14 protein-coding genes and 1 riboswitch are annotated in these 18,974 nt (G+C 40.4%); of the genes, 10 read left to right on the top strand and 4 right to left on the bottom strand.

The window, feature by feature from the left end:
• Positions 1–3: 3 nt before the first annotated feature.
• Genes I6E82_RS16465 through dapA form a run of 3 tightly spaced genes read right to left on the bottom strand, consistent with a single transcriptional unit; the run spans position 4 to position 2,849 of the window.
• Entirely contained in the window at positions 4–1,209 is a 1,206-nt protein-coding gene (locus tag I6E82_RS16465; RefSeq protein ID WP_165722239.1) for a PLP-dependent decarboxylase, read from the bottom strand.
• Positions 1,209–1,949, bottom strand: coding sequence for a 2,3,4,5-tetrahydropyridine-2,6-dicarboxylate N-succinyltransferase (locus tag I6E82_RS16460; RefSeq protein ID WP_007376223.1), 741 nt, complete (start codon positions 1,947–1,949; stop codon positions 1,209–1,211). Before I6E82_RS16460 ends, I6E82_RS16465 begins: the two co-directional genes overlap by 1 nt.
• Positions 1,950–1,964: 15 nt before the next feature.
• A complete protein-coding gene (gene dapA, locus I6E82_RS16455; protein ID WP_165722238.1) occupies positions 1,965–2,849 on the bottom strand; it encodes a 4-hydroxy-tetrahydrodipicolinate synthase in 885 nt (294 codons plus the stop codon).
• A gap of 190 nt (positions 2,850–3,039) precedes the next feature.
• Positions 3,040–3,240: riboswitch (Lysine riboswitch) on the bottom strand.
• A gap of 191 nt (positions 3,241–3,431) precedes the next feature.
• Between dapA and I6E82_RS16450 the strand changes: the two genes are divergently transcribed.
• The 6 genes from I6E82_RS16450 to I6E82_RS16425 all read left to right on the top strand — a co-directional run bounded on the left by I6E82_RS16450 (position 3,432) and on the right by I6E82_RS16425 (position 11,976).
• Positions 3,432–4,127 (top strand): DNA-3-methyladenine glycosylase I, encoded by a 696-nt coding sequence (locus I6E82_RS16450; RefSeq protein WP_165722236.1) that lies wholly within the window; start codon positions 3,432–3,434, stop codon positions 4,125–4,127.
• Positions 4,128–4,138: 11 nt separating this feature from the next.
• On the top strand, positions 4,139–5,548 hold the full coding sequence (locus I6E82_RS16445; RefSeq protein WP_165722234.1) for a protein adenylyltransferase SelO: 1,410 nt from the start codon (positions 4,139–4,141) through the stop codon (positions 5,546–5,548).
• Between the two features lie 390 nt (positions 5,549–5,938).
• Complete coding sequence (locus I6E82_RS16440) at positions 5,939–7,000, top strand: OmpA family protein (RefSeq protein ID WP_024607656.1); 1,062 nt, start codon at positions 5,939–5,941, stop codon at positions 6,998–7,000.
• A gap of 292 nt (positions 7,001–7,292) precedes the next feature.
• A complete protein-coding gene (acnB, locus tag I6E82_RS16435; protein ID WP_197118305.1) occupies positions 7,293–9,896 on the top strand; it encodes a bifunctional aconitate hydratase 2/2-methylisocitrate dehydratase in 2,604 nt (867 codons plus the stop codon).
• Positions 9,897–10,096: 200 nt separating this feature from the next.
• On the top strand, positions 10,097–10,729 hold the full coding sequence (locus I6E82_RS16430; protein ID WP_008167256.1) for a 2OG-Fe dioxygenase family protein: 633 nt from the start codon (positions 10,097–10,099) through the stop codon (positions 10,727–10,729).
• 11 nt (positions 10,730–10,740) lie between these two features.
• Positions 10,741–11,976 carry a cysteine desulfurase-like protein gene (locus tag I6E82_RS16425; RefSeq protein WP_197118304.1) on the top strand — a complete coding sequence of 412 codons (1,236 nt, stop codon included), beginning with the start codon at positions 10,741–10,743 and terminating at the stop codon, positions 11,974–11,976.
• Positions 11,977–11,996: 20 nt separating this feature from the next.
• Here I6E82_RS16425 and I6E82_RS16420 read toward each other — a convergent pair whose 3' ends face one another.
• Positions 11,997–12,701: a 2OG-Fe(II) oxygenase gene (locus I6E82_RS16420; RefSeq protein ID WP_197118303.1), complete on the bottom strand. Its 705-nt coding sequence runs from the start codon at positions 12,699–12,701 to the stop codon at positions 11,997–11,999.
• Positions 12,702–12,734: 33 nt separating this feature from the next.
• Here I6E82_RS16420 and I6E82_RS16415 point away from each other — a divergent pair, with 33 nt between their 5' ends.
• From I6E82_RS16415 to I6E82_RS16400, 4 genes are all read left to right on the top strand, one after another.
• On the top strand, positions 12,735–13,133 hold the full coding sequence (locus I6E82_RS16415; RefSeq protein WP_076925789.1) for an acyl-CoA thioesterase: 399 nt from the start codon (positions 12,735–12,737) through the stop codon (positions 13,131–13,133).
• A 200-nt stretch (positions 13,134–13,333) separates the two neighbouring features.
• Complete coding sequence (locus tag I6E82_RS16410; RefSeq protein WP_197118302.1) at positions 13,334–14,308, top strand: aldose epimerase family protein; 975 nt, start codon at positions 13,334–13,336, stop codon at positions 14,306–14,308.
• A gap of 187 nt (positions 14,309–14,495) precedes the next feature.
• Positions 14,496–17,240, top strand: a complete 2,745-nt coding sequence (locus I6E82_RS16405; RefSeq protein ID WP_197118301.1) for a TonB-dependent receptor — start codon at positions 14,496–14,498, stop codon at positions 17,238–17,240.
• Positions 17,241–17,436: 196 nt separating this feature from the next.
• Positions 17,437–18,963 carry a tryptophan halogenase family protein gene (locus I6E82_RS16400; protein ID WP_197118300.1) on the top strand — a complete coding sequence of 509 codons (1,527 nt, stop codon included), beginning with the start codon at positions 17,437–17,439 and terminating at the stop codon, positions 18,961–18,963.
• Positions 18,964–18,974: the final 11 nt, after the last annotated feature.

Here is an 18,974-nt window from a genome sequence, read left to right as displayed (position 1 = left end):
TTATTACCTTAAGTAGTGGCTGGCATTTTCGGCTTGGCGAACACAGGTAAGTTCACCGTTTTGCAATGTGTACTCGCCGGCGAGCTCGTGGCATAAAAAATACGGCATACTTTCGGTAAAGCCGTAAGCACCGCATTGGCTAAACACTAGCCAGTCATGCTCATTTAAATCGCTTGGCAGGTTATGCTCACCTAAGCAATCAAGCGCTGTACAAAGCGGGCCGTATAAAGTGACCGCTTGAATTTTAGCACTGGATTCACGCAGTAACGCAGCAGGAAAATCTTGGCTGGTAACAGCAGGGCGTAATAAGTGATTTATACCGCCGCTTAAAATTACTTGTTCTTGATTGTAGTTTTGTTTGCGCTCTACTACTGGGTTTGCGTAATGACCGCATTCGCCAACGGCATAGCGACCAAGTTCCATCCATAATTCTTCTACACCCGCATCATTTTTAATTTTAGCGAGCGCAGCTATTAAGTCATCCCAATCAAGCGTTGCTTCATTTTGTGTATAAGGAATACCTAAACCGCCACCTAAATCTAAAACTTTAAGATTGATGTTTAAATCGCTGGCAAGTTGGCTAAGTGGTGCAATCATTTGTGACCACAATTCGCTTAGCTTTTGCGTGCTAAGCATGTTGCCCCACTGAAAAATATGTAAGCCGTCAAACTTAAGTGTAGGGTAGTCGGTTACATTGAGTGCTTGCCACTCATCACAACCCAAACCAAACGGCGTAAGGCTGTCGCCGCCCAGTGGGTTTTTTTCACCTTCAGGCCAGCGTAATTGCACTCGCAGTAATACTTGTAACTGCGTATTTTGTAGTTGCGCTTGTTGGTTTAACCAACGTACTTGATTGAGGCTTTCGGCTACGAATATACGTACTCCGCGCTCAATAAAGTGTTTAATTTGTTTAGGGCTTTTTGCAGGCCCTGTGTTGAGCACGCGCTGTGAGCTAATACCTTGTGCTAGCACTTGCTCAAGCTCACCTTTACTTGCTACGTCAAAATTAAAGCCAGCGCTGTCTAAGCTTTGAATAATTTTAGACAGTGGATTTGCTTTTACCGCGTACCACAGTTTTACATCGGTTTGCGCAACTAAACGTGCAAGATGCGCGTTTAGTTGATCTAGGTCGTAAACAAAAAAAGGTGTATCAAGTTGTTGTGTAATTGTATTTACAGCGGTTTTGATAGGCGTGCTCAAAAAGCTCATTATCGTAAAACCTCTTCAAGCAATAATGATGCATCGCTTTTTTCGTCGCGGTATTTAACTATTAACGCACACGACATGCTTAAGCCTTGCTCGCGCGCCCACTCGTTTGACGCAGGGCGAGAGCCTGGTATTACAATGGCATATTCTGGGATTGGCTCGCCTTTATCAAGTTGGCGCTCGTTTACGCAGTCGTATACCGGAATAGTTGCTGATAAACGCACGCCTGGGGCAAGTACTGCACCTTTTTTAATAACTACACCTTCAACAATAATACAGCCAGCGCCAATAAAGGCGTCGTCTTCTACAACTACTGGGCTTGCACCAATTGGCTCAAGTACACCACCAAGCTGCACTGCAGCACTTAAATGTACGTTTTTACCTACTTGTGCACACGAGCCAACTAATGCGTGGCTATCTACCATTGTGCCTTCGTCGATGTATGCACCAATGTTTACATACGCTGGTGGCATAATAATCGTGCCTTTAGCAACATAAGCACCACGGCGAACACTAGAGCCACCCGGCACCATACGTACGCCATCGTCAGTACTAAATTCTTGCGGAGCTAAGTTATGTTTATCAACAAAACCACCTGCAAACTCAGTATTAGTGCCATTTTTGAAGGCATCCAAAATGCCTTGTTTTACTTCTACGTTAGCTTGCCATTGGCCGCTTTCGTTTTGTGATGCTGCGCGTACTGCGCCCGATTCTAAATTATTTAATAGTTCTAACCAGCTCATTATAAAAACCTGTATTTAATGCCAAGATAAAATGGTGTTGTTTGCAGTTGTGATGCAATCGGTTTGAGTTAACTCAAGGTGTGTTAAAGGTGGACGAAGTTGCGGGCTGCTTAAGCGGCCTTGCAAATGCATCAATACCTTTACGGGAATAGGGTTTGCGACAGCAAATAAGCTATTAATAGCGCTTGACCACTGGGCAAATAAATTAGGGTGTTGGCCACTTAAGCTGCGTTTAACAAACTCGTGAGTTTGTGCGGGCCATGCATTTGCAGCTACCGACACTAAACCTTTTGCGCCAGCTTGAGCAAAATAAGGCATCAGCGCATCGTCGCCACTAAAAATAGCTAAATTAGGCGCAGCTTGGCGGTAAGCTTCAAACTGAGCAATGCTGCCGCTCGCTTCTTTTAACGCCCATAAATTTTTATTATTTTGTAAGTTTTGAATTGTTGCCGTTGGAATGCTAACAGCACTTCGACCCGGTACGTTATAAAGCATACACGGGTGAGCACTTGCATTAAGTAGGCTTTCAAACCAATGAGTTTGACCTATAGCGCCGGGCTTTGCATAAAGCGGTGAGCCAAGTAAAAAGCTATGAATTGGGAGTGTATTACAGTAGTTAACCCACTCAATTTGTTGCTTTAAGTTACTACCGCCCACAGCAACCATGAGTGGTACTGCTGGTTTTAGTTGGCATACGTGTTCAACAATGGCTTGTTGTTCTTTTAGCGTTAGTGCTAAACCTTCGCCCGTACTGCCAAGTAGTAAAATACCGTTATGTGCCGCTTCTTGATCGCTAACCAATTTAGTTAACGTGTTGTAGTCAACATCGCCGTGTTGATCAAATGGCGTTACGAGCGCGGTCCACAATGAGTAGTCGTTTAAATTGAAGTTGTTGATCATCTCTCACGAACTTATAATTTGTACCAACTTTATTAAAAACGTGATCATTTTAGCGATAACTAATTTAATGCAATTGATATTATTCGAAGAGTTAAAAAGCTTTATGGAAGGAGCCGCATTAACGTCGTTCGAACTAATAATTCGAAGAGCGAATGGGCTTAAAATAATAGGGCGCACGGCCTTAATATTTAAGACCAGAAGCTCTCCACCAAACTAATAAGCTGCTTTTTATAAGCAGCTATTGGTGACAGTCGCTAGGGTTCAACCTAGTCGCCCGAAATAAACACCTCGCAAAAGTGGTTACTTCTCGGCGTTAATTCCCCTCACGTATGCTCACTGGAGTTTGCGCTCCTAACATACGCTACCTGAATAACGCACCTCTTCTAGCCCTTTGCACCTGTTTGTAGAGTAAAACTTACAAACCTGTGCAATTTAAATAGGGTAATTACGGCGATTAAAGCATTTTAGCCATCTGGGTGTCAAGCTACTAAATACAGATTAATTCACCGAAAAGAGGGGTGGTTACGTATTGGGTGCTTTTCTCGTACACTAGACCCATAGTAGAAGTAAGGTATTAATCAGATGGAAAAATTTAGCGATATTTATAAGCGAGCGGTAGAGCGAAAAGGCTCTGAAAAAATGCTTAAGTTATTACTCGCAAAACCGCTATCTAAAAAACAACTAAGCACGTTAAGTGACGACGATTGGCTTGAGGAATTTACTCGAAAAGTATTTCAAAGTGGCTTTTATTGGTCAGTCATTAATAATAAGTGGCCAGGCTTTAGAGAGGTTTTTTGGGATTTTAGCGTTGATAAGTTATTAATGATGCCACCCGATATGCTGGAACAAAAAGCAACGGATGAGCGAATTGTTCGTAACTATAAAAAAGTAAAAACAATTACCGAAAATGCTTACATGATCAACGAAATAGCAGGGGAACATGGCAGTTTTAGTCAGTTTATCGCTAATTGGCCAACAGACGATATTATTGGTTTATGGGCGTATTTAAAAAAGCATGGTGCGCGTTTAGGCGGAAATACAGGGCCTTATGCACTGCGAGCACTTGGTAAAGATACTTTTTTACTATCACGCGATGTAGAGAGTTACTTACGGGCCCATAAAATTATAGACGGCGGCTTACAAACTAAAAAGTCACTAAATGCAGCCCAAGCCTTTTTTAACGAAATGCAAAAGCAAAGCGGCTTAAGTATGCAAGAGTTAAGCTTAATTGTTGCTTATGGCGTAGGTGACAACCGTGTTGGTATAAGTCAGCAATAATAGGAATTACCATGAAATTAGTGCCAAGATACACAGACATTACGGAAAACTTTGCGATAGAAGATTTCCCTGCAAGTGTTGCCTTTCCTCAGTTATTACTGTGGAACGAGAGCTTAGCAAAAGAGTTTAATATTAACGTTGCAGCTGATTTGCGTGCTAGCACTTTTAGCGGTAACGAAAAACAGGCGATTCCTGCAGTAGCACTTGGTTACTCTGGGCACCAATTTGGACATTTTTCACCACGTTTAGGCGATGGGCGAGCGCATTTACTGGGCGCTATTAATGATGATAAAAACCAGTTGTGGGATATTCAATTAAAAGGCTCTGGTGCTACTCCTTACTCAAGAGGGGGAGATGGGCGTTGTGCTCTTGGTCCTGCTATTCGTGAATACGTAATGAGCGAGGCAATGCATGCACTAGGCATTAAAACCACACGCTGCTTAGCGGTTGTTGGTAGTGGTGAAACGGTTTATCGTAATCCGCCACAAGCAGGCGCCATAGTGACTCGTTTAGCAACGAGCCATATTCGTGTTGGCTCGTTTCAATATTTAGCGACGCAAGGCGATGTTGAAGGACTTAAAAATTTAGCCGATTTAGCTATAGAGCGACACTGCCCAGAAATAACAGATACAGGATCGCAGCGCTATTTAGCATTTTTAGGCGCTGTGATTAAAAACCAAGTTAAGCTAGTTGTGAGCTGGATGCGTGTTGGCTTTATTCACGGAGTAATGAATACCGATAATACGCTAGTAAGCGGAGAAACCATTGATTACGGCCCGTGTGCCATGATGAATAGCTTTGACTTTGATACTGTATTTAGCTCTATCGACAAACAAGGTCGGTATGCATTTGGTAATCAACCTAATATAGCTAACTGGAACTGTGCTCGTTTAGCTGAGAGTTTAATACCGCTTATCAGCGATGATGACGAACAAGCTGTTTCGTTAATGACGCCATACATTAATAGCTTTGCTGAGCAATTTAATACTGAGTTTACGGCTATGTGGGGACAAAAGCTGGGTTTAAATGAATCTTGCAATAGTAGTGGCGAGTTAATCGCAGAGTTGTTAGCACTATTAAAAGATAATCAGCTCGATTACACCAATACCTTCGATGCGCTTACTGAATCCTTAAAAGAAGAAGTAGTAATACCAGAGTCGCTAATTGAATGGAGAGCTAAGTGGGTAAGCTTAACCGACGATAATAGTTATGAAATAATGAGAGCTGCAAATCCTCGTGTAATACCGCGTAATCATGTGATCGAAGAAATAATTGCACAATATAACGCTACAGGGTCTAGTGAGTTACTACAGCGCTTTATAAAAATAGCCAGTAACCCGTATTCTGACAGTGAAAAATTATCAGAATTTCAGGCTGCACCGATAAATGATAATGATTACCAAACTTTTTGTGGTACTTAATACTTAACTTTGAGTATAACTACATGATTAAAAAGAGTCATTTTTTAATCAAATATGTGCATATACCTAGGGTAATGTTAATTCTGGTGGTATTATGCGCCGAATTAAAGCCAAGCAATATTTCTTTGCATTTATAAGTGCATTTAATTTAATTGCTCTTACATTCCTTGCTAAGTACTAATTTACAACAAACTACTATATTTATTTTTCAATAAAGTTTTAATTTCGCCTATAGTAAGTGGATGTGTGTTGTGACGAGGCATAGAAAAAAGTTATAAACTTTATTTTTCGTTAAGTATTGATTAACAAAGGCTCAGTTAGTCTATATAAAACTGATTGAGCTAGTATCGATTAGCTACAATTTAAAATTGTTCAAATGGGAAGAAAACAATGAAATTAAAATCACTTACAATTGCAATCGCGTTGGCTGCAACTAGCGCATCTACATTCGCTGCTGATAAAGAAGAAGGTTTCTACATTGGCGCATTTGGCGACTATTATGACGCATCTTGGAAAAACATGCGTGCTCAAGCTGGTCTTGATGTAAATGAATCAACTGGCTGGGGTGTTGAAGCCGGTTACCGTTTCAGTGATTACTGGAGCGCACGTCTTGAATATGCAGATATGGATTTTAATGCTTTTGATAAAGTTGCTGGCAACCGCAACGGTATTGATGGCGAGCGTTACGGTATTGATGCTCTTTACCATTTAAATGGCGGTCCTTTCTACGGTCTTTTCGGTATTAAAGAAATAGACGTAGTAGATGACAATACATTCTTAAATGCAGGTGTTGGTTACCAACATTTCATTACAGATGGCTTATTTGTAAATGCTGAAACAGCTGTATACCAAGGTCTTGACCGTGGTTACACAGATGTAGGCGCTAAAATTGGTATTAACTACTTATTTGGCCAAAATTCAGCTCCTGTAGAGCCAGTTAAACCAGCTCCAGAGCCTAAGGTAATTGAAGTAGCTGTAGCTCCTACAGATAGCGACAACGACAACATTCCTGATGCAGATGATAAGTGTGCTAACACACCTATGACTGATGCAGTTGATGGCACTGGTTGTACTTTATATGAAGATAAAGAAGTGACTGTAAGCTTATTAGTGACTTTCCCTAACAATGCTTCAGCAGTATCTACTCAGTACTTAAACGATATTGAAAAAGTATCTGCATTCTTAAAAGATTACCCAGATACAACAGTACTTTTAGAAGGTCACACTTCTTCTGTAGGTAAAGCAACTTACAACAAATGGTTATCTAAAAAACGTGCTGATGCAGTAGCTAAGCAATTAGTTACTGATGGCATTGCTAAAGACCGTATTACTACAGTTGGTTTAGGTGAAGAGCGTCTTAAAAATGATGCAAACACTAAAGCTGCAAACGCAGAAAACCGTCGTGTAGAAGCGCATATCAAAACTATCAAAAACGTTAAAGTTTTACGTTAATTAAATAGTTTGTAATAAAAACCCAGCCAAGTGCTGGGTTTTTTTATGGCTGTAATAAATTAATATTGGTTAATGGTAATGATTCTTACTTAACAAGTATTCATGAAAATAGTTTTTACTACAACCACTATTCATAGTATTTATAATCGGTATAATCAGTTGCGTAACTGGATGGATTTTCATCTATCCATAAAAGCTTTATAATTACGCGTTAGAATACTATAAGTATTGGGTAACTTATTTGCGCTTGAAGCGCTACCGGATACTTTCACGTCACCAAGAGGGCAATATTGTGCTACAAGAATATCGTAAACACGTAGAAGAACGTGCCGCGTTAGGTATCGTACCAGCGCCATTAGATGCTCAGCAAACTGCTGATCTTATTGAATTAATCAAAAATCCACCTGCAGGTGAAGAAGAATTCATTTTAGATTTGTTCATTCAGCGTATACCAGCAGGTGTTGATGATGCTGCTTATATTAAAGCGGGCTTCTTAGCAGCTGTAGCTAAAGGTGAAACTAATTCTCCACTTGTTTCTAAAGAAAAAGCGGCAGAATTATTAGGTACAATGTTGGGCGGTTACAATATTGCACCAATGATTGACCTACTTGATGACGAAACACTTGCACCAATCGTAGTTAAAGGCCTTTCAAATACATTACTTATGTTTGATGCGTTCTACGATGTAGAAGAAAAAGCAAAAGCAAAAGCAGGTAATACATTCGCTAAGCAAATTATTGAGTCTTGGGCAAATGCAGAATGGTTTACTAATAAGCCAGCTGTTGCTGAAAAGATTTCAGTTACTGTATTTAAAGTAACTGGCGAAACAAATACTGATGACTTGTCTCCTGCACCAGATGCATGGTCTCGTCCAGATATCCCACTTCATGCTTTAGCAATGCTAAAAATTGAACGCGATGGTATTACACCTGATAAAGCGGGCGAAGTTGGTCCAATTACTCAGATTGAAGAATTAAAAACTAAAGGTTTACCACTTGCTTACGTAGGTGATGTTGTTGGTACGGGTTCTTCTCGTAAGTCTGCAACTAACTCTGTACTTTGGTTTATGGGCGATGATATCCCGTTTGTACCAAACAAGCGTGTTGGCGGTGTATGTTTAGGTAATAAAATTGCTCCAATCTTCTTCAACACAATGGAAGATTCAGGCGCATTACCAATCGAATTAAATGTTGATGAACTCAACATGGGCGAGCAAATCGACATTTATCCGTACGAAGGTGTTGTTAAGCAACATGGTACTGATAAAGTGATTTCTACTTTTGAGCTTAAATCTGATGTGATTTTAGATGAAGTTCGTGCTGGTGGTCGTATTCCACTAATCATCGGTCGTGGTTTAACTGATAAAGCGCGTACATCTCTTGGCTTAGGCGCAACTGATACATTTAAAGTACCAACAGCAACAGAAGTTTCTGATAAAGGCTTCACACTAGCGCAAAAAATGGTTGGTAAAGCATGTAACGTTGCAGGTATTCGCCCAGGTCAGTACTGTGAGCCTAAAATGACAACTGTTGGTTCGCAAGATACAACAGGTCCTATGACACGTGATGAACTTAAAGATCTAGCATGTTTAGGTTTCTCTGCAGATTTAACAATGCAGTCTTTCTGTCATACATCAGCTTATCCTAAGCCTATCGATGTAAGCACTCACCATACGCTTCCTGATTTCATCATGAACCGTGGCGGTGTTTCACTTCGTCCAGGTGATGGTATTATTCACTCGTGGTTAAACCGTATGTTATTACCAGATACCGTAGGTACTGGTGGTGATTCACATACACGTTTCCCATTAGGTATTTCATTCCCAGCAGGTTCGGGTGCAGTAGCATTCGCAGCAGCAACAGGTGTTATGCCACTTGATATGCCTGAATCTATTTTGGTTCGTTTTAAAGGCGAAATGCAACCAGGTATCACTTTACGTGACCTTGTTCATGCAATCCCTTACTACGGTATCAAACAAGGTTTATTAACAGTTGAGAAAAAAGGTAAAATTAACGAATTCTCTGGTCGCGTACTAGAAATTGAAGGCGTTGAGCACCTAACTGTTGAGCAAGCGTTTGAATTATCAGATGCATCTGCAGAGCGTTCGGCAGCAGGTTGTACTGTTAAGTTATCTAAAGAGTCTATCTCTGAATACCTTGAGTCAAACATTGTTATGCTTAAGTGGATGATTTCTGAAGGTTACGGCGATGTACGTACGATTGAACGTCGTATTACTGCAATGCAAGATTGGTTAGCTAACCCAGAACTAATGGAAGCTGACGCTGATGCAGAGTACAAGCATATCGTTGAAATTGATTTAGCTGAGATTAAAGAACCTGTTCTTTGTGCTCCAAATGACCCAGATGATGCGCGTCTTCTTTCTGATGTTGCGGGCGAGAAAATTGATGAAGTATTCATCGGTTCTTGTATGACTAACATTGGTCACTTCCGTGCTGCTGGTAAGTTGCTTGATGGCTTTAAAGGTCAACTTCCGACTCAGCTTTGGGTTGCTCCACCTACTAAGATGGATAAAGATCAGCTTACAGAAGAAGGTTACTATGGTATTTTTGGTCGTGTTGGCGCACGTATCGAAACTCCAGGTTGTTCACTATGTATGGGTAACCAAGCACGTGTTGCAGATAAAGCTACTGTTGTGTCTACCTCTACACGTAACTTCCCTAACCGTTTAGGTAATGGCGCAAACGTATTCTTAGCATCATCTGAGCTTGCTGCAATTGCTGCAATCATTGGTAAATTACCAACAGTTGCTGAGTACCAAGAATATGCAGCGAAGATCAATGCAACGGCTTCAGATACATACCGTTACTTGAACTTCCACCGTATGCCTGCTTACACTAAAAAAGCAGACAACGTGATTATCCAACAAGCTGTATAATTTTTAGAGTTTGTTTAAAAACCCGCTTAGGCGGGTTTTTTATTGGCTAAAATAAATATTAGATAGTTCATGCTTCTTTTTTTATATTATTGTATTAAATCTAGTCTTAAGTTGCTTTTAAAGTAAGTAATCGCGCAAAAATTCCTATCAAAATGCATTAAAATCCTCATCAATATTCTCATTATTTTAGGCGAGATTTTATGACAGCATTAAACAACCAGAATTTACTGCAACTACGTTTTGTTAACCAAGCAAATATTGATTTGGTTAAGCCTTCTTTTGATAACCTGCCTGCAAATCCTTATGCAGATGGCGCCTTTCGTAAACGTCGTTACTCAGTAGTTAAAATGCAAGATGGTGAAATAAAGCTACAGCAAGCCAAAGCATTTGTTCAAGACGATTCAATTAATACTTTTCAAGGTAATGTAGAGCGTACTTACGAAAACCTAGAGCAAAGTTTACTTGAGTCAGAGGGCATGAAAAGCATTGTAAATGAGTTTCGCCAACTTACGGGTATTGATGAGCAGCGTGATATTGAAATTCATCAGTTCCGTATGCTTGCTATTAACAGTGATACGCCAGCAGCGCCAGAAGGCGTACATCAAGATGGTTTTGACCATGTATGTATATGCGGCGTTTCTCATGAAAACTTAGAAGGCGGCGAGCTACTTGTATACGAAAACAAGCAAGCTGAGCCTTGTTTTAAAATGGAAATAAAAGACGGCATGTTTGCATTAATAAATGACCGTCAAGTGTGGCACAACGCAACACCTATGAACAAAATTGATGCTAGCAAACCAGGTTACCTGGATTGTTTTGTATTAACGTCTTAAGGAAGTTAGGCATGAACATAACGCAATTACGTGAGCAGTTTCCTGCATTAATGCAAAACGTTGATGGTAAATCGCCAATATTTTTAGATGGACCAGGTGGCTCGCAGGTACCAACATCGGTGCTTAATGCGATGACAGCTTATTTAGGTCATTATAATTCGAACTTAGGTGGCGCGTTTTTTTCAAGTGATAAAACGGTTGAGTTGATGGTGAATGCGCGCCAAGCCGCCGCTGACTTACTTAATGCACCTAGCTCACAACAAATTGTGTTTGGTCCAAACATGACCAGCCTAACATTTAGCTTTAGCCGTGCAATTTCACGCGACTGGCAGGCTGGCGATGAAATAATTGTAACCAATGCCGATCATTTCTCAAATGTATCGTCGTGGCAGCAAGCTGCAGAAGATAAAGGCGTTGTTGTAAATACAGCGCTTATTAATGAAGCTGATTGCAGCTTAGATATGGTGCAATTTGAAAGCTTATTAAACAGCAACACTAAGCTTGTAGCGGTAACGTATGCCTCAAATACCACAGGTTCAATTAATAATATTAAACGTATTGTTGAGCTTGCTCACGCTGTAGGCGCACTTGTTTATGTTGATGCCGTACATTACGCACCGCACGAACTTGTTGACGTGCAAGCGCTTGATTGCGACTTTTTAGCCTGCTCTGCATATAAGTTTTTTGGCCCTCACTTAGGTATGGTTTACGGTAAAAAAGAACATTTAGACGGGTTTACGCCTTATAAAGTTGAGCCAGCTAAAGATGTAGCACCAGGTCGTTGGGAAACCGGCACACAAAGCTTTGAAGCCATGGCGGGCTTTATTGCTGCTGTTGATTACATTGCAGCAATTAGCGAACTTGACGATAGCCATTCGCGCCGCGAAAAGTTAAGCATAGCTTTTGCTAAAACTAAACAACACGAAATGGCGCTTAGTGAGCACTTTTTAACGCGCTTGGTAAACTACCCACGCATTAAGTTGTTTGGTATTGATGACTTTGATCGCTTAAATGAGCGTACACCTACTTTTGCTTTAATTTTTGAAGGGCTTGAGCCACGCGCCGTTTCAGAATTTTTAGGTAAGCAGCATATTTGTGTGTGGGATGGTAATTTTTACGCGCAAGGTTTGTGCAAGCAATTAGATGTGCTTGATAAAGGCGGTGTAGTGCGCATTGGTTGTATGCACTACAACACGATTGAAGAGCTAGATCAGTTGTTTAATTTATTTGATGAACTGCTCGGTTAAATAATACTGATTTTGGTGCGCTAACTCTTTGGCGCACCATATATTTGTTCTGCACGGTTAAACAATACCCACGATGTTAAAATATACTTATCGTTTGATACTGGCTTATTACCCCTGTGGGTATGTGTAAAGTAGCCAGGAGCTATTACCATAGTGCCTTTTTTAGGTGCTATTTTACGATTTTGATAGTAAAACTCCGTTTCACCGCCTTCATCAACATCGTTTAAATAAAACATAAATAACAACACGCGATGCAAAGCTTCATTGTGCTGTAGCTGCGGGTAAACTTCACTATGCCAGTAAGGGTAGCCACCTTTGTTTACTTCATATTTTTGCGCTTGAATATTACCAAGTCTAAAAATTTGCTGAACTAGCAAAGGTAATTGCGGTTTACCCACTTCTTCAAAATTCTCTTGGGTTAAATCGACTACTTCACCTGTTTTTGGGTGATAGACCTTTAAGCCAAACGCCCCAATCATCATAAAAATATGCTCTTCAACATACTTAAAAACATGCTGTGCAGTCGTTTGTTGTATATGTTTTAATTGTTGTGCATATTCGGGGTGATTATTTAAGTGTAGGTCGTGACTGTCTTTTTTCTTTAAGTCGACACCGCCCGATGTTACCCCTTGTCTTACATGCGGGCTTTGCGCGAATGTGGAAATAAATTCATCGCAAAACTCATCGCTTAATGCGTTATCAATAACGCGTATAAAGTCCGTCATGGTTTACCTTTATATAATTATTATTGGATTTTTATGTTTATTGAAAAAGTGATGCCGCGCTTTAGCGAAACAGATGCACTCGGACACATTAACAATACCGTACTCCCTGTATGGTTTGAAGTCGCGCGTGGACCTATTTTTAAGTTTTTTACACCGGACTTAAATCCACATGATTGGAAGTTGATAATTGCCAAAGTAGAAGTGTCGTTTGTAGGCGAATTATTTTATGGCCACGAAGTGACAGTAAAAACCTCTGTAGAGCATATAGGCACTAGTTCTTTTACGCTGAGGCAAGAAGCATGGCAACACGATAAATGCTGCGCAATAGGCAAAGCCGTGATGGTGAGATACGATTTTATCGCTAAATCAAAGCAAGCGCTTAGCGTTGACGAAAAAGCGGCGCTTAATGAGCATATTTACCAAAGCAGTTAACCTTACGAAGCTTATATTTTATATAAGCTCGTGCTGAGCTGAATTATCGTAAATATATGACGGCAACTGTAAATTTTTGTCGAGAAATTTTAACGCATTTAGATTGAGTTACAGGCTTCAGTTATATAGTATTTATAATATATATTGTTGCGCCGTTATAACAGGAAATGTTAATTCGGTAATTTGATTGGAGTATGCGTGTGACATCTATTGCCAGTGACCAACCTTTACAAGTTATTCAGCTCAGTGATGGTGAAAATTTAACAGCTGAAATTTTGCCGTTTGGCGCAATAATAAAAAGCATTAAATTTAAAAAACAAGAGATGACGCTTAGCGTCGATGACCCTCAATACTATCTTGAAAACCCATTTTATCTTGGCGCTACAGTAGGTCGATACGCTAATCGCATTGCAAAGGGGCGTTTTAACTTATCTGGTACGCAGTATCAACTTGAGGCAAATAACGGTCCTAATAGCCTGCACGGCGGCGTTAAAGGCTTTAATAAAGTACTTTGGCAAGTAATCAAACAAACTGAAAGTGAAGTTGAGCTTTATTATTGCTCTCCCGACGGCGAACAAGGTTTCCCTGGTGAGTTGCAGGTTTGGCAAACTATTAGCGCTAAAAACGGCGAGCTTACTCTGCACTTTAAAGCGCTAACCAATAAAGAAACGCTCGTTAACTTTACCAACCATTGTTACTTTAATCTTGATGGCAGCGAATCAATTAATGAACACCTTGTTCAAGTTAATACCAATTACTATCTTCCCATCGATAAAACCAGTATTCCACTTAATGAATCCGCTTTAGTTACAAGTACTTGTTTTGATTTTACCAAGCCAGCTCAAGTTGGTAAGGCATTAAGCGCTGTTCATCCTCAGTTAGAAGCTGGAAATGGCTTTGATCACTGCTATATTTTTAATGATGACAGCAGTTTAAAGACGATGGCCACATTAACTTCGCCACACACGAAGGTTAATTTAACCCTTAAAAGCACTCAGCCAGGTATGCAACTATATACTGCTAACTTTGTTGGTGCGCCTTTTAAAGCACGGCAAGCTTTGTGTTTTGAAGCGCAAAACTGGCCTGATGCGCCAAATCGTGAAAATTTCCCAAAAGCTAATTTATTGCCGGGAGAGGATTACGAGCAGGTTATTATTTACTCTTTTTCTGAGTGAATGCAGCCTTTCAATGTTAATTTAAAGAAAATTAAAAGCAAAAATACGGTGATTAAATGCTATCTATAGTTTAGGAAAAGGTTGCACTTTTTACTGTTTTAAAGTATTTATAATATAAATAGTATTTGAAACTATATGCACCACCACAACGACACAACGACTACACACAATCAGGAGTTTTTAAAAAATGATAATCAACAATAAGTTATCGTTCAACAAAAAAACCGCGCTTAGTATTGCTATCACAGGCATATTGGCAAGCGGCAGCTTTGCAGCTCAAGGCGCTGAAGGTGACACACCTAAAGTAAATGAAGATGTTGAAGTTATCGCAGTAACGGGTATACGCAGCAGCTTACGTTCATCAATGTTAGATAAAAAAGCCTCTAATGTTGTTACAGACGGGATTAAAGCAGAGGATCTTGGTAAATTTCCTGATTTAAACGTAGCAGAATCTCTGCAACGTATTACAGGTGTAGCCATCGATCGCAGTGGCGGTGAAGGACAAGCAGTTACAATTCGTGGTTTTGGTCCACAGTTTAATACGGTTCTTGTAAACGGTCGTCAAATTGCGACAGACAGTGCAGGTCGTGAATTCAACTTTGATGTATTAGCTGCAGATCAAATCACCGGTGCTGATATTTATAAGAGTAATACAGCAACTCTTCAAGAAGGCGGCATTGGTGGTACGGTTAACGTAACTACAGCACGTCCTTTTGATTTTGGTGGTTTACATATTTTAGGTTCAGTTAAAGGTATGTACGAAAGCCTTTCTGAAGAAGTATCTCCATCAACATCATTCTTAATAAGTAATACGTTTAACGATGACAAGCTAGGTGTGCTTTTTGCCATCACTAATCAACAACGTAAACTTCAAAATAACCAAATTTTAACGGCAGGTTGGCGCGGTGGCCAAACAATTTCTAACCCAACGGATGGTGTATTGTTTGAAAATGCTTACATTCCACGTAACTGGGACCAAGTAGTTGATGAGCAAGACCGCGAGCGTACAAATGCAAGTTTAGTACTTCAATACGCACCGTCTGACGATGTTACGATTACTGTTGATGGTATGATTTCAAAATTCGAAGTTGACTCAACAGTACGCGATTTAGCATCTTGGTTTGAACCAGACCGCGTAGGCAGTGCAACGATTGATCCAGAAACAGGCACTCTTTTAACTTTCTCTCAAGAAGTTGGTTTAGGCGCGCCAAGTGGCGACCCTGCAAGTGACTTTGTATCGCATACACGTAATTCACGTGATGTAACTAATAAAGCATTTGGTATTAACGTTGATTGGCAAGTAAACGAGTCATTAAAAGCTAAATTTGATGTATCTCGCTCAACAGCCGAAAACGACCGTGCTGGTAGAGATCGTTTTAACGTTGTAGGTGTTATCAATAGCTATACTTTTGACGGTACAGGCAGCATTCCTACTGTACAGCATGACGGTTTTGAAAATGGTTCGTTGCCTGATCCAAGCCTAGCGCGACTTCATTACAACGAAATTGGTAATCAATTTACAGATGAAGATGAAATTACTGAAGTAAAAGCCGATTTTGAATATGTGCCAGATAAAGGCCCAGTTGAGCGTATTAACTTTGGTGCTTATCGCCAAGAGCGTGAAAAATCAAGCTTTCAAATCTTTGGTAGTCAATGTCAGTTCTGTGGTTATGGTACACAAGCACCACTTGATGCAATTGATTTTGAAGCTTATACAGCGAGTAACTACTTCCCTGGTTTAATCGATACATTTTATAGCTACGATGGCGATAAAATGCTTGATTACTTAGCCGATCAAGGTTTCCCAGTAGAGCCAACACTACAAAATAACCGTTACACAATTAACGAAGACATCACTAGCTTATACATGGACTTTACGCTTGGTTTTGACCTTTCAGATATGCCCGTAACAGTTAACTTTGGCGCGCGTTACTCAGAAACTGATATTGAAGTTGCTGCAATACAAAGCTTTATTAGCGATGTAGTTCCAACGTCAGATGCGACATTGTTTGCTAACGTATTTGGCCCAGCGACTAATATTGAACAAGGTACTAGCTACTCAAACTTACTACCGTCTTTCAATGTTAAGTTAGAGCTGCAAGACAACATGATTCTACGCTTTGCAGCGTACGACAGTATTACTCGTCCAACGATGTCTCAGCTATCTCCTGCGACAAACTTTAACGAGCCACGTCGTCAAAACTTAACGGCAAGTGGTGGTAATCCAGCACTTAAGCCATTCCAATCAGAAAACTGGGATATTTCTTACGAGTGGTACTACAACGATGCTAACTTATTTAGCTTTGCAGTATTTAGTAAAGAAGTAGATGACTTTATTGTTACCCTAACAGGTGCCGAAACATACGAAATGTCTGATCGTTCAGGCCCTGATTTTGCGTGTACTACATGTACAGATCAAACAGATGACGAACTTATTGGTAGTTCAGAAGTTTACACTGTAAGTCGTCCTCAAAATGGTGAGTCTGCAACTGTAACCGGCTTTGAAGTCGGTGTTACTCACATGTTTGAAAATGGCTTTGGTTTTATTGCTAATGCAACCGTTGTGAATAGCGACATTAGTGTGGGTGACGATACTACACAAACATTTGCACTAGAAGGTCTTGGGGATTCACAAAACTTAATATTTTTCTATGAGCAAGAAAACTGGCAAGCACGTGTTGCATTTAACAACCGTGAAGGCTTTTTACGCTTAGTTGATAACGGCTTTAACGGTGAACCAGTGAACGTAGAAACTTACGGCCAGTGGGATATTAGTGCAAGCTACGATATTAACGAAAACTTCACTATTTTTGCAGAAGGTATCAACATCACTGAAGAAGAGTTAGTGCAAACAGGTCGTTTTGCTAACCAAATCTATTCAGTAGAAGATAATGGCTCACGTTACGCGTTTGGTATTCGCGGATCGTTTTAATTAATGATGGAGGCGTATTTTTTCGCCTCTTAGTTTTCATTACAGCACCGAGGTGCTAATACCAATTAGGTTAATTTAGCAGTAATGTATATTAGTTAACCTAATTGGCTAAAATGAATTCACATTAAATCAAAATGCCCTAACGGGCATTTGCTGTATAAAACGTTATCAAAAAATACTCAAAGAGTAGTCCATTATGAATAAAGCAATAAAAACAGTAGCGGTAGTTGGCGGTGGTACAGCAGGATGGCTGAGCGCTGCAATTATAGCTTCGTATCACCAAGGTCAAAATGGTGACGGCTTAAAAGTGATGTTGGTTGAATCATCAGACATTCCAACTATTGGCGTAGGTGAAGGTACCTGGCCCACGATGAAAAACACACTTCAGCAAATAGGCTTGCGTGAAGTCGATGTGTTTAAAGCCTGTAATGCTACCTTCAAACAAGGCGGGAAGTTTGTAAATTGGACGCACGGCAACAACGACTTTTACTACCATCCATTTACTGTACCGCTAGGCTACGGCCGCATAGATTTAGCCCCTTATTTAGATAATGTTGAAGACTTTGCACAGCAAACTAATTTTCAACATGATATTTGCGAAGCAAGCTTAGCCCCAAGAGGTATAGCGCAGGGTGAATATCAAGGTAATTGTAATTACGCTTATCACTTAGATGCCGGCGCTTTTGCAGAAATGCTTAAACAGCATTGTAAAAGTAAGCTTGGCGTAGAGCATATTATTGGTACTGTTGATCAGGTAAAGCTTGATGACGATGGTGCAATAAATGTGCTTACTCTAAAAGATCAAACCCGCACTATAAACGCCGACTTATTTATAGACTGTACTGGTTTTTCATCATTGTTATTAGGCCAAGCGCTCAACGTACCGTTTAAAAAAATGGACCACGTGCTATTTAACGACAGCGCACTGGCTATGCAAGTCCCTTACGATGAAAACGAGCAGCTTCTTGCCAGCCATACCATAGCAACAGCGCAAAACGCTGGATGGATTTGGGATATAGGTTTAACGCACCGCCGAGGTGTAGGACATGTATATTCAAGCAAATTTTTATCAGACGATGAAGCAGAGCAAAACCTAAGAAACTATTTAGGCGATGCAGCAAACGGTTTAACTGCCCGTAAAATTAGTTTTGAATCAGGATACCGTGAGAAGTTTTGGCATAAAAACTGTGTTGCTATTGGTATGTCAGCAGGGTTTGTAGAGCCGCTTGAAGCAACCGCTATTATGCTTGTTGAAATTTCAGCACGCTTTGTAGCAGAGCATATGCCAGCAGACACACAAGTAATGCCTATTGTAGCTAAACGCTTTAACGAGCAGATGGATTACCGCTGGCAGCGTATTATCGACTTTTTAAAGCTGCATTACATGCTAACCAAGCGCCCAGAACCTTACTGGCAAGCACATGTACAGCCCGATACTATCCCACAAACCCTGCAAGAAGATTTACTTCTTTGGGGAAGCCGTGGCCCGCTTATTCAAGATTTTCATGGCGCATTAGAGTTATTCCCTGCTGCCAGTTATCAGTATGTTTTGTACGGTATGGGCTTTAAGCCTGACTTTACTAAACAAGCATATTTGTATTCACAACATGTGCAAGCCAAACAAATAATTGAACGTAACAGCCAGCTTACACAGCAGATGTTGCAAACTTTGCCGCCTCACCGTGCTTTTATAGAGCAGTGGTTAGCAGCTAACCCAGTTTAAGGATGTGTAAC

The sequence above is a fragment of the Pseudoalteromonas sp. NZS11 genome, from assembly GCF_015864765.1.
In the GTDB taxonomy this organism is placed as follows: domain Bacteria; phylum Pseudomonadota; class Gammaproteobacteria; order Enterobacterales; family Alteromonadaceae; genus Pseudoalteromonas; species Pseudoalteromonas arctica.
This window is presented reverse-complemented; position numbering and strand designations above follow the sequence as displayed.

What these genes read in the sequence shown, in the direction of transcription:
- I6E82_RS16415 (WP_076925789.1), top strand. Translation starts at nt 12,735, where the DNA reads ATGTTTATTGAAAAAGTGATGCCGCGCTTTAGCGAAACAGATGCACTC.
- I6E82_RS16465 (WP_165722239.1), bottom strand. Translation starts at nt 1,209, where the DNA reads ATGAGCTTTTTGAGCACGCCTATCAAAACCGCTGTAAATACAATTACA.
- I6E82_RS16460 (WP_007376223.1), bottom strand. Translation starts at nt 1,949, where the DNA reads ATGAGCTGGTTAGAACTATTAAATAATTTAGAATCGGGCGCAGTACGC.
- I6E82_RS16445 (WP_165722234.1), top strand. Translation starts at nt 4,139, where the DNA reads ATGAAATTAGTGCCAAGATACACAGACATTACGGAAAACTTTGCGATA.
- I6E82_RS16430 (WP_008167256.1), top strand. Translation starts at nt 10,097, where the DNA reads ATGACAGCATTAAACAACCAGAATTTACTGCAACTACGTTTTGTTAAC.
- dapA (WP_165722238.1), bottom strand. Translation starts at nt 2,849, where the DNA reads ATGATCAACAACTTCAATTTAAACGACTACTCATTGTGGACCGCGCTC.
- I6E82_RS16425 (WP_197118304.1), top strand. Translation starts at nt 10,741, where the DNA reads ATGAACATAACGCAATTACGTGAGCAGTTTCCTGCATTAATGCAAAAC.
- I6E82_RS16420 (WP_197118303.1), bottom strand. Translation starts at nt 12,701, where the DNA reads ATGACGGACTTTATACGCGTTATTGATAACGCATTAAGCGATGAGTTT.
- I6E82_RS16450 (WP_165722236.1), top strand. Translation starts at nt 3,432, where the DNA reads ATGGAAAAATTTAGCGATATTTATAAGCGAGCGGTAGAGCGAAAAGGC.
- I6E82_RS16440 (WP_024607656.1), top strand. Translation starts at nt 5,939, where the DNA reads ATGAAATTAAAATCACTTACAATTGCAATCGCGTTGGCTGCAACTAGC.
- I6E82_RS16400 (WP_197118300.1), top strand. Translation starts at nt 17,437, where the DNA reads ATGAATAAAGCAATAAAAACAGTAGCGGTAGTTGGCGGTGGTACAGCA.
- I6E82_RS16405 (WP_197118301.1), top strand. Translation starts at nt 14,496, where the DNA reads ATGATAATCAACAATAAGTTATCGTTCAACAAAAAAACCGCGCTTAGT.